General features: G+C 53.9%; 12 protein-coding genes. 6 read left to right on the top strand and 6 right to left on the bottom strand.

Annotation, left to right across the window (positions count from 1 at the left end):
- Positions 1 to 1,853: hypothetical protein (locus HYU99_07835; GenBank protein ID MBI2340257.1), on the bottom strand; the 1,853-nt coding region annotated here is incomplete at its 3' end.
- Positions 1,854 to 1,940: 87 nt separating this feature from the next.
- Here HYU99_07835 and HYU99_07830 point away from each other — a divergent pair.
- A complete protein-coding gene (locus tag HYU99_07830) occupies positions 1,941 to 2,798 on the top strand; it encodes a hypothetical protein (protein MBI2340256.1) in 858 nt (285 codons plus the stop codon).
- Between the two features lie 114 nt (positions 2,799 to 2,912).
- Here the strand turns inward: HYU99_07830 and HYU99_07825 are convergent, their stop codons facing one another.
- The 3 genes from HYU99_07825 to HYU99_07815 are packed head-to-tail and all read right to left on the bottom strand — an operon-like array spanning position 2,913 to position 4,395.
- Positions 2,913 to 3,260: a PilZ domain-containing protein gene (locus HYU99_07825; GenBank protein MBI2340255.1), complete on the bottom strand. Its 348-nt coding sequence runs from the start codon at positions 3,258 to 3,260 to the stop codon at positions 2,913 to 2,915.
- Positions 3,257 to 3,631 (bottom strand): hypothetical protein, encoded by a 375-nt coding sequence (locus tag HYU99_07820; GenBank protein ID MBI2340254.1) that lies wholly within the window; start codon positions 3,629 to 3,631, stop codon positions 3,257 to 3,259. Before HYU99_07820 ends, HYU99_07825 begins: the two co-directional genes overlap by 4 nt.
- The gene (locus HYU99_07815) at positions 3,628 to 4,395 is read right to left on the bottom strand and encodes a hypothetical protein (GenBank protein MBI2340253.1); all 768 of its coding nucleotides are present in this window, start codon (positions 4,393 to 4,395) and stop codon (positions 3,628 to 3,630) included. Before HYU99_07815 ends, HYU99_07820 begins: the two co-directional genes overlap by 4 nt.
- Positions 4,396 to 4,525: 130 nt before the next feature.
- Between HYU99_07815 and pal (HYU99_07810) the strand changes: the two genes are divergently transcribed.
- The 5 genes from pal (HYU99_07810) (at position 4,526) to rsmA (ending at position 8,309) form a co-directional block, all read left to right on the top strand.
- Positions 4,526 to 4,942, top strand: coding sequence for a peptidoglycan-associated lipoprotein Pal (gene pal / locus HYU99_07810; protein ID MBI2340252.1), 417 nt, complete (start codon positions 4,526 to 4,528; stop codon positions 4,940 to 4,942).
- A gap of 23 nt (positions 4,943 to 4,965) precedes the next feature.
- Positions 4,966 to 5,400: a peptidoglycan-associated lipoprotein Pal gene (gene pal / locus HYU99_07805; GenBank protein ID MBI2340251.1), complete on the top strand. Its 435-nt coding sequence runs from the start codon at positions 4,966 to 4,968 to the stop codon at positions 5,398 to 5,400.
- Between the two features lie 14 nt (positions 5,401 to 5,414).
- Positions 5,415 to 6,215, top strand: a complete 801-nt coding sequence (ybgF, locus tag HYU99_07800) for a tol-pal system protein YbgF (GenBank protein ID MBI2340250.1) — start codon at positions 5,415 to 5,417, stop codon at positions 6,213 to 6,215.
- Positions 6,215 to 7,312 (top strand): tRNA (adenosine(37)-N6)-threonylcarbamoyltransferase complex transferase subunit TsaD, encoded by a 1,098-nt coding sequence (gene tsaD / locus HYU99_07795; protein MBI2340249.1) that lies wholly within the window; start codon positions 6,215 to 6,217, stop codon positions 7,310 to 7,312. The genes ybgF and tsaD overlap by 1 nt, the downstream gene beginning before the upstream one ends.
- 169 nt (positions 7,313 to 7,481) lie before the next feature.
- Positions 7,482 to 8,309: a ribosomal RNA small subunit methyltransferase A gene (rsmA, locus tag HYU99_07790; GenBank protein ID MBI2340248.1), complete on the top strand. Its 828-nt coding sequence runs from the start codon at positions 7,482 to 7,484 to the stop codon at positions 8,307 to 8,309.
- Here rsmA and HYU99_07785 read toward each other — a convergent pair.
- Positions 8,233 to 8,967: an RES family NAD+ phosphorylase gene (locus HYU99_07785; protein MBI2340247.1), complete on the bottom strand. Its 735-nt coding sequence runs from the start codon at positions 8,965 to 8,967 to the stop codon at positions 8,233 to 8,235. The two genes, rsmA and HYU99_07785, sit on opposite strands and share 77 nt — an antisense overlap.
- Positions 8,951 to 9,358 (bottom strand): hypothetical protein, encoded by a 408-nt coding sequence (locus tag HYU99_07780; protein MBI2340246.1) that lies wholly within the window; start codon positions 9,356 to 9,358, stop codon positions 8,951 to 8,953. Before HYU99_07780 ends, HYU99_07785 begins: the two co-directional genes overlap by 17 nt.
- Positions 9,359 to 9,760 lie beyond the last annotated feature (402 nt).

Here is a 9,760-nt window from a genome sequence, read left to right as displayed (position 1 = left end):
TCATAACGGGCGGTATTGGGGGCGACATCATCGGCATAATGGGACTCGGCCATTTTGGGGATTGTTTCCCTTCCTGCCCGGGCGATAAATTGATCGATCACTGCTTTTAAACCACGAACATCGTCAGGTTGCCTGGCCCCCCCCGCATAACTGAAAGAAGACCCACTGGCCGCCACGGAAAGACCATGATCGATCCCTCCCCACCTGTCCCGAAAATATCGGTAGTCAACAATCAGTTCGTAATTGTTTTTTGGATCCACCCCCCAACGGAAGCTCATGCGATCGACCCGAGAGACGGTTCGATAGGAAAAAAAATCGGGCAAATCCAGGTCAACGGTTTGGGTGGCGCCGGAAGGGAGAGGGAGAGGTAAAATCCCCGTTGAGGCCCTTTCTTTGAGCCCAAAGAGATGCTGTTTCACGAACTCTTCCCCACTGTCTTGAAGCCACTTCGAGAGGGCCCGTTTTATATCGCACACTTTTTTGTCATTCGCCTCTCCCTTTTTTACTGTCTCTCTGACCTCGACCCGACCGCTTTCAGGGTCGTATCTCAAAACAAGGGCCAGCCGGAAGGGAGGGTCATCGAATTCGGGGTCTTCAGGGCGCCATAAAATGCGAATGAGATATTGAGAATGTGCCTCCACCGTGGGAGGGGGAAGCCCAGGGATACCCAGATCGATGGTGAGTGTTTTTTCACCTTTTTCCCCCCGGAGGGTAAGGAGACCGTTTAAGGGATCGTAGGATTCGGGAAGCTTCGTGCTAAAACGGGAGAGAGAGGGATAGGGGGGGTCTCGAAACGGTCCACCGCCGTCATCGCCGCCGGTACGGGTTGGGCCATTGATTCCCCCTCCATCTCCCTCAGCCTGGGCGAGAGAGACAGGGGGGCTACCGGTTGCCTCTGGAGTGACAGGCAACGATCCCATGGCTTCGAGTTCAAGAATGACGGCAACAAACCCATGCAACTCCGGATCTTTAAAAACAAACCTGATTCGATCGGGATGAAGGAAATCGGCGAGATCTCTTGTGTGAATTCTGGGGCGCAAATCAGCCAGGGTAGCCCGTTCTTTCCCCTCCGAAATGAGTTGCGCAACCCTTTGTCTTAAAGCGACGGCAAAGGGGGCAATATCATCGGATGATGCGGGATCGATGACGACCGTCTGCTCATAAGCATGGTTCAGTTTGTGAACAAGCTGTCGGACACAGTCAACAACATCCTCTGCCCCCTTCGGAATAACCACCTGCGCTAATCCGGCGAGATGAAAAGGCCAGCGTGTCTCTCCGTTATCGATCACAACCAGGTTATGGGACAAAGCCGATTCGGCAAAAATGCCATCCAGGTAAGTTCGAGAAATACGCTTCTTGCCGACCACACCGTCCCTGTTGGCCATGAGAACATTTTTCAGGGGAGATGAGACGGGGGGTTGTAATTTAGGATACTCGCGCCTCAAGGCCATGGCGCGAACACGCAATTCCAAAGGAAAAGTCCCCCACAGGTAGACTTGAGAGACATGTTTATTTTTGTGGAGGAGATCGAGAACGGCGATCAACCGCTCCAGGGCCTCATCCAATTGGGCCGGATTGGGCCTTTGTTGACCGATGGAATCGGTATAATCGAGCAAAACAGTGACCGATTTTCGGCGATCGATTTTAAGCCTCGCAATTGACCGGTTAAAACGCACACTCCTTTCCGGCACCCGCGCAAACGCATCCCTTTCCCCGCCGGGATCGCTGATCCCTCCGGTGTTCCGGGCGCCATTTCCCTCCAGCGCCAGGGAAACGCCAGCGCCATTGGTGAAATCACCAACTGAAAGGGATAAACTTCCCCCGATTTTTCTTATTTCTTCACCGCCGGACATTGGATAATTTTTGTCCTTCTAGGGGATATTATCGGCAAAATCAAGAAAAGGTTGCGTGAAAAATGACGGCGGTTTAAAAGAAAGAAGGTGCGACGATTATTAACATTTATCGGCGTTATTACCTCGATCTCCGGTTTTTTGGCGCCGCATCTTGCTTGGTCTTCCCCCGACCTTTCGGCCCTCTCCCGCATCAACGGCCTCAAACTGCGGCTTGTGCCGGGAAGCCCCGAGCCGATTTCGGGCCTTGGCATCAAAACGGTGGAGGTAAGCCAGGAGGGGCCGGACATTTTCGTGAAGTGGTTTTCGCCCACCCGGATTCAGACACAGTCAACCCCTTGGCCCGAATACCGGATAGACCTCCACCGCGGCGGCGTCTCCACCAACGGCTTGAACGAGGCGGAATCGCTGGCGCATCCCCATTTTTGGATCGAAGGGGTGGTGCAGTTGGATCGAAACGGCCTTTTGTGGGTTCCCCCTGAAATCATCGAATCGGCAGGGGGCAAAAAAAATTATCGTCTCGACGCCGGCATTCTTTCCAACTCGTTTAATTTTTTCAAAAAAGGCCCGGCGGGGCTCGTTAGCCGGACGGAGGAGTTTAGGACGGTGGCCGGGGCGATTCTCAACACATCCCAAGAGGCCGAAATCAGGGTCACGCGGGAGGAACAAAAAAAATTGCAGGAATTTCTGGAGGAATTCGTCTCGGTAAGGGTTCTTGAATCTGCTCACAACCATCCGCTGGCGGTCAATGGAGAAAAAACCGGCGTGCCCGTCCTGACGGTGGGAAACAAATATGTGGAATACACGGTGCTGGCAATCGCCTCTAACCCTCTGGTGCTGGAATTGCGCTTTCGCTCCTCTACTGCCCCCAAACTCCTCCGCCCCTGGTTTGATTTTTTTCACCAGTATCTGGAGTACCAGATTACGCAGGTGTATACGGGGGAATGACCCGGTGTGAACGGGTCCTGCCGCCTGTGGGTCCCCCCTCTCTCGTCCTCGTCGTGAAGGAGCACGACTGCGGCTCGTTCGGGGGCCTCCCACAGGCGTCACCCGTTCACAAATTTACGAATGGATGAAACTTTCTATCCTCCTCAAATCCTCCGGCTGTAATCCCATAAACCGGATGCCGATCCCGACCGGCCGCCTCTTTTTTGGCCTGCGGCCGCGCCCCCTGCGCTCCCCCATAAAGCGGGCGATCTCGCCGGTCACAAAGATGGGCTTGTCCCCTTCGTACAACGAAAATTTAAGAAGGACCTTAGTGCCGGTTTGAAAAGAGATGGGCGATTCGATGAAAATGCCCGAAATGCTCAAGTCGGTGGAAAGGAAATAGATGAAGTCGTCCCCGAACTCGTCCAAAAAAATCACGCGGGTCCTCAAATTCTTGCGTGGCGAGATGCGCTGGTCGTTCATAAATGATCGCCAATAATTTTTGCGAGTTCCTCCGCCAAAAACGGCTTGGCGTAAAAGCCGGAAAAATTCTGTTCCTTCAACTCATTCTCCCAGAGCGAGGCCCCGCGCGCGTGGATTAAAACCCGCGCGGCGCCTTCGAGCCGGCGATGATCGTGAAATTGCCCGATCTCCCGGATGCCGCTTTTGGCCTCTTCCAGGGCGTTCCAGTCGACTAAAACCAGATCCATGGCACTCCCCCGACGAGGCAGACTCAAAGCCTCCGCAACGCTCTCCACGCAGACAGCCTCCACCTTTTTGGGGACGAGCGCCGCCACCGCCTGTAAAAGGTTGTGGCAGAGGCGGGATTTGGAGATGAAGAGAATTTTCTTCATGTCTTTTGCCTCCTAACATAATCCGAAAAAAACGGGTATGACTTTCGAATGCGCCCCACCTCTTTCAGATCGATGTCAATCATGCCGATTTCTCTTGTCTCCGGAAGATGGAGAAGGCATCGCCCCCACGGGTCAAAGACCGCCGAATGTCCCCCATACCGGTTTTTCCCTTTCACCCCCAGCCGGTTGGTGGCGGCGACAAAAATCTGGTTCTCGATGGCGCGGGCCTTTAAGAGGGCCAGCCAGTGTTCAATCCGCGCCTCCGGCCACTGGGCGCAGACAATCAACAGGGTGGCCCCTCGCCGGGCCTGAAGGCGGACAAGCTCCGGAAAGCGGATGTCGTAACAGACAACAGCGGCAATTTTTCCCCCTCCGGCAGAAAACGCCCCTCCCCGATACAACCGGCTTTCGCCATCGAGGGCGAAGAGGTGAACTTTGCGATACCGGCCGTGAACGCGCCCGTCGCGCCCGATAAACCAGGCGGTATTGTAAAAGGCTTCTCTACTCTTTTCCACCTGTGAAAAAAAACAGCCGATCCGCCGTCTGGCGGACCAGCCTGAAATTTTTTTCAGGGAATCACTGTAAAAACGGGCCCAGCGATCGCGTTGACGCTTTTCCGTCGGCCCTCCCAGCCACATTTCCGGCAAAATCAGATAGTCCGGTTTTTTTTTCGCGGCGCGATCGAGGAGGGAAAAAACCCTCGTCCGATTGGCGAGCGGGTTTTGCGTGACGGCATATTGAATGAGGCCGAGGCGGATTTTCATTGACTTCACTATTCCCTTCGCATAAATTCCCTGACGAATTATTCCTTAAACCTTCAATGATTTCAGCAGATTTGGGGGTTAATGGGAATTAAAAAGTCAAGGGGTTGCAATTTTATCGGAGGTTCCTTCAATGAAATATCTTTCGTTCTTGTTCGCTCTTGCCGCAGTAGCGGTTCTCTACGCCGGTTGTCAGAACAAAAAGGGGGTGGAGACGGCTGTCGGCCTGAAGCGCGTCCATTTCGATTTCGACAGTTCCGCCATCCGGGACGATATGGCGAAGGTGCTGGATGCCAACGCCGGTTATTTGAAGAGACACAAAGATCTGAAGATAACCATCGAAGGGAACTGCGACGAGCGGGGGACCAACGAATACAACCTCGCCTTGGGAGACCGGCGCGCCGGGGCGGTTGAGCGCTACCTGACAGGGCAGGGGGTCGGCGGCAACCGGTTAAAAACCGTAAGCTACGGCGAGGAAAAACCGATTTGCTCAAAACACAGCGAGACCTGCTGGTGGGAAAACCGCCGGGCGGATTTTATCACCGATTAATTTTTGAAAGGAGGGTTCTCATTATGATGAAACGAAACCTGTGGCTGGCGGCCGGGATGTTGGGAATCATGGCTTTGGCCGCCTGCCAGAACAAAAAGGCGCCGGCCACCTCCTATGAACAACCGCCCCCCGCAAAGGGGTTAAAAACGGTTTATTACGATTTCGACAAATCCAACGTCCGCGACGACCAGGTCACCACCCTCGAAAACAACGCCGGGGTGATGAAGTCCAGCTCCGGAAGTGCGACGATCGAAGGCCACTGCGACGAACGGGGGACCAACGAGTATAACCTCGCCTTGGGCGACCGGCGCGCGCGTTCTTCCAAAAATTTCCTGATCAACCTGGGGATCGATCCCAACCGGATGACCACCATCAGCTACGGCGAGGAGCGCCCTGTCTGCAACGAGCACGACGAGTCGTGCTGGTGGCAAAACCGCCGGGCCTATTTTGCAAAGTAGCTTAAAGCGTAGTTATGGCAAGATTCCCCGCATTCCCCGCATTTCTTGTCCTATCGGGCCTATGCGTCCTATCGGTCCTATCTGCGCCCCCTGCCCGCGCCGCCTCCACCAAAGAGCTTGAGTCACAGATTGCCGAAATCAAGCGGGTGCAGGAGGCCCAGTCCAAAAACCTCGCCACCGCCCTAAACCAGATTCAGGAGGTGCTGGCGGAATTTCAGGGGCTGGCGGGGAAGATCGATCAGAGCCAGCACGGCAATCTGGAACAGGAGAAGCTCATCGGCGACAACCAGACGCGCCTTTCCACCCTTGAGGATCAGGTTTTTCAGCTCTCCAAACAGTTGGAGGAAATCAAGGCGGTTGGGCTCATGCCGCAGGGCTCCTCCAAAACCCTTGCGGAATTCCAGGCCTACCAGAAAGGCTTGGGCAAGTTGAACGGCCAGGAATTCAAGGAGGCCATCCAGACCTTCAAGTCGTTTGTCACCGGCAATCCCAAAAGCCCGCTCGTCGAAAACGCCTATTACTGGATCGGCGAGGGCTACTATTTGATGCGCGATTATCCCGCCGCGATCGCGGAATTTCAAAAGGCCATCAAGAAAAACCCCGCGGGAGACAAGGCGGCCGCCTCCCTGTTAAAGCAGGGCTTTGCCTTTTCCGAGATGCAGTCGTTCGAGGACGCAAGGGTTTTTCTGTCCAAGGTTGTCTCCAAATATCCGCAGAGCTACGAGGCGGTTATGGCCCGCGACAAGATCCGCCGCATCGACGATCTCCTCGCCAAAAAACAGCAGGAGGCGTACGAAATGAAGTCCACGCGATAATGTCGTTAATCCTCGGCATCGACACCTCCTGTGACGAAACCTCCGCCGCCGTTGTGGCCAACGGCACGCACATCCTCTCCAACATCGTCTCGTCGCAGGTAAAACTTCACGCCCCTCACGGCGGCGTCGTGCCGGAGTTGGCCTCCCGTTCGCATCTGGAAGCCCTTCCGCTGGTGGTCCGGAAGGCCCTGGATGAGGCGCATGTGGCGTTGCGCGATTTAACCGGCATCGCCGTCACCTCATCCCCCGGTCTTATCGGCTGTCTTTTGGTGGGGCTGTCTTACGCCAAATCGCTGGCCTACGCGCTTAAAATTCCCTTCACCGCCGTTCATCATTTAACGGCGCATCTTTTTTCCCCTTTTTTGGAGCACCCGCCGATCTTTCCCTGTATCAACCTCGTGGTTTCGGGGGGGCACACGGCGCTTTATCATGTAAAGGATTTCGACCGGATTGAATGTTTGGGGCAGACGGTGGACGATGCCGCCGGCGAGGCCTACGACAAAACGGCAAAACTTTTAGGCGTCGGCTATCCGGGAGGGCCGGTCATCGACCGGCTGGCCCGCGAGGGAAATCCGGAGGCCTTTTCGTTCACCCGCGCCCGCGTGAAAAAGGGGCCGTACTATTTCAGCTTTAGCGGCCTGAAAACAGCGGTGGCGTTGTTGGTTCGGGCTCATCAGGGAACGGGTGACGCCGAGGGAGGCTCACGCTCGAGCCGCAGTCGTGCTCCTTCACGACGAGGACGAGAGCGGGAAACCCGCAGGCGGCAGGACCCGTTCCCTTTAGATAACCAGTTAGTGAGAGACATCGCCGCCTCGTTTCAGCGCGAAGCGGTGGGGGCGTTGATTGAAAAAGTCGAGCAGGCGCTCGACTCCTATCCCGCCAAGGTGGTTCTTGTGAGCGGCGGTGTTGCCTGCAACTCCCTTTTGCGGGAGAAAATCAGGGAGCTTGCCCTCCGCCGCGGGATCGACTATTTTATTCCCTCGCCGCTTCTTTGCACCGACAACGGCGCCATGATCGCCTACGTCGGCGCCCGGCAGATTGACCACGGCCTTCACAGCCCGCTTGAGGCGAATGCATATCCCTCGGCGCCGATGTAGTGAGGCAGTACCGGATGGGGAACTCTGTGACGTTCGGCAGGCGGCGGAAGCGGGGTGAAATAACAACAAGACAAATCATCACCGGCACAACAAAAAGACAAAACCTGCAAAAAATCGTTTGAATGCCGCGAGCTGACGCCGACGGAACAGAGTTTCCCATCCGGTGGTTATGGAACAGGTAAAAATGCCCAAAAAAAGCCTCGGCCAGAATTTCCTGATCGATCCCAACTACCGCCGGAAAATAATTGAAACGGTCTCCCCTTCGTTAAACGATGAAATTGTCGAGATCGGCCCCGGCCGGGGTATTCTGACCTCCGAGCTGGTGGGGCGATGCCGGCATCTGTGGCTTGTCGAAAAAGACGCCTCTTTGGCGGCCGCGCTTAAAACAACCTACAGCGACGAACCAAAGGCGACTGTTTTAACCGCCGATTTTCTTGAACTCGACCTCAAGGAAATTTGGGGGGAGCCGCCGCGTCAGATGGAGGTGGTGGGAAACCTCCCCTACAATGTCGCCTCGCAGATATTTATCCGGCTGATTGAAAACCGCCTCTATTTTTCCGATTTGTACCTGATGTTCCAGAAGGAAATGGCGCGGCGTTTTACGGCGGAGCCGCGGACAAGGGATTATGGGCTACTCACCCTTTGGGCAAAAATATACACCGAATGTAAAATCGCCTTCCATCTCCCCCCGACCGCCTTCCGCCCAAGGCCCAAGGTTGATTCGAGTTTTGTCCATTTTAAGATCAGGGAGGAGCCGCTGATCCCCGACAAGGAGGCGCCCGCCTTTTTTGGCCTTCTGCGCCTCCTTTTTCAGCAGAGGCGGAAAACGATCGCGTCGGCGCTCAAGGCAAAAAATATTTCCATTCAATCAAAGAAAATTCCGCCCAACGCGCGGGCGGAGGAGTTGAGCGTCGAGGAACTTATCCGTCTGGCTCGAGAGGCACCCATTGATCTTCCCCAAAAATCCTTGTCCCCTCCTTTGAAAGGACGCATTTGAGATATTTCATGGGACCGTGATCTTTGTGGATCACTCCTCTCTTAAAAATCGGGACGCAAACCCCTCCGGAATCCCGTGCGGACGGAGTTCGAAGGAGTTCCGCTCCCTGCCCGGTCAATTTTTGAGCGAGACTTTGACAATAGGGATACCCAGACTTGTCTTTGGAGATGAGCTTGTCCCTTTCGAGAGTCGTATCCCCGGTCAAATCGGCACAGGAGTTGGAATTGAGGCCAAGACAAACCACGCAACGATCGACGGTCACCTCTTTCTTCAACAATTCCTCCCGATAAAATGCCCTCATGTGAAATACCGCCTCTTTTAAGGCGGTGATTTCCCATTCGGCTGAATAGAGAAGCCCCCATGTGCCGTCCGAGTAACGGGTTGCATACCAGTTTTGGGGATTAAATTTTGCTGAAATTTCATCCTGAACAATCTGCCGCTCCGATTTTCTCAAGACCCGTTCGACTTTTGACCGGATCTGCCCTTCTCCCCCTTGATAAAAAAAACACTTGAGAATTTCTTGGTCTCTCGGATTGGCCGCAAGATCATTGGTCAGCTCTTGAGTCGGGTGGAGGGTCGCGAAATTGCGAAAGACATCAGCGTGATAGGAAATCAGATCAATCCTTCGAGCGGCTTTAGGGTTAGCGGGTTCGTTCATAGTCGAGGTAATGGCGGATGGCGGAAATCCCCTCTTTGCCGTCTGCAAGCATTACGTCCAGCGCCGAATAGCTGTCAAAACGTTCCCGCTTTATTTTCACCCAGTCATAAACCGCTTCACGGTTGTAAGGAAACAAGATTCGCAAAGATTTGTGAATGTTGATCAAATCGATGATTCGTTCAATTTTATCCTGATCCTTCGGGATGATTGTCTTCCCCTTCCGGAGCGAATCGAGGGCCGTGCGTTTTTCGCCGTAGTCCCACCCGAGAAGCTTTGCCTCCTCCTGACGGCTCAAGCCCCAGTGTTTGGTCAGCTCAAAAAAACTACGGGTCAAGACATCCCGCACTTTTTCTTTGTTAACATCGGCCATCAATGCCGGTTCGGTAAGCATGGGTGAAAGATATCATATCTATAATGATTAATCAACCAATATTTTAATTAATAAATTTAAATAGTTATGTGAATATATAATTATATGTTTAAATAAACTGATAAAACAAAACATATGCCTATTAAAATACCTAATTAATTCGAATTTTTCCCGCAACTTTTTTGGCCGACTGCCGATAAGTGCCAAGAACAAGTCGAATCTTAAAAAGCTTTGTTCTTGAGAATTATTGAGAGGACAAGTATTTGTCCGTTTCCTGATTATGGCCACAGATATCAAAAAGCCAGGCGCCGTCACGCCCCCACATGGTGAGAATTTCCCGGACGGTATACCGCCCGACAATGGGGCTACTCCCTTGTCAAGTCTGCCGGATAAAACCACCGGCGGCGTTGTCGATCCGGGGCG

Source organism: Deltaproteobacteria bacterium (assembly GCA_016183175.1).
Lineage (GTDB): Bacteria > UBA10199 > UBA10199 > UBA10199 > SBBF01 > JACPFC01.
The sequence above is the reverse complement of the archived record's forward strand: the minus strand, read 5'-3'. Positions and strand labels throughout refer to the sequence as shown.

Excerpts from the sequence above, each read along its gene's own strand:
- HYU99_07825 (MBI2340255.1), bottom strand. The coding sequence starts at position 3,260 with ATGAACGACCAGCGCATCTCGCCACGCAAGAATTTGAGGACCCGCGTG.
- HYU99_07820 (MBI2340254.1), bottom strand. The coding sequence starts at position 3,631 with ATGAAGAAAATTCTCTTCATCTCCAAATCCCGCCTCTGCCACAACCTT.
- HYU99_07815 (MBI2340253.1), bottom strand. The coding sequence starts at position 4,395 with ATGAAAATCCGCCTCGGCCTCATTCAATATGCCGTCACGCAAAACCCG.
- pal (MBI2340252.1), top strand. The coding sequence starts at position 4,526 with ATGAAATATCTTTCGTTCTTGTTCGCTCTTGCCGCAGTAGCGGTTCTC.
- pal (MBI2340251.1), top strand. The coding sequence starts at position 4,966 with ATGATGAAACGAAACCTGTGGCTGGCGGCCGGGATGTTGGGAATCATG.
- ybgF (MBI2340250.1), top strand. The coding sequence starts at position 5,415 with ATGGCAAGATTCCCCGCATTCCCCGCATTTCTTGTCCTATCGGGCCTA.
- tsaD (MBI2340249.1), top strand. The coding sequence starts at position 6,215 with ATGTCGTTAATCCTCGGCATCGACACCTCCTGTGACGAAACCTCCGCC.
- rsmA (MBI2340248.1), top strand. The coding sequence starts at position 7,482 with ATGGAACAGGTAAAAATGCCCAAAAAAAGCCTCGGCCAGAATTTCCTG.
- HYU99_07785 (MBI2340247.1), bottom strand. The coding sequence starts at position 8,967 with ATGAACGAACCCGCTAACCCTAAAGCCGCTCGAAGGATTGATCTGATT.
- HYU99_07780 (MBI2340246.1), bottom strand. The coding sequence starts at position 9,358 with ATGCTTACCGAACCGGCATTGATGGCCGATGTTAACAAAGAAAAAGTG.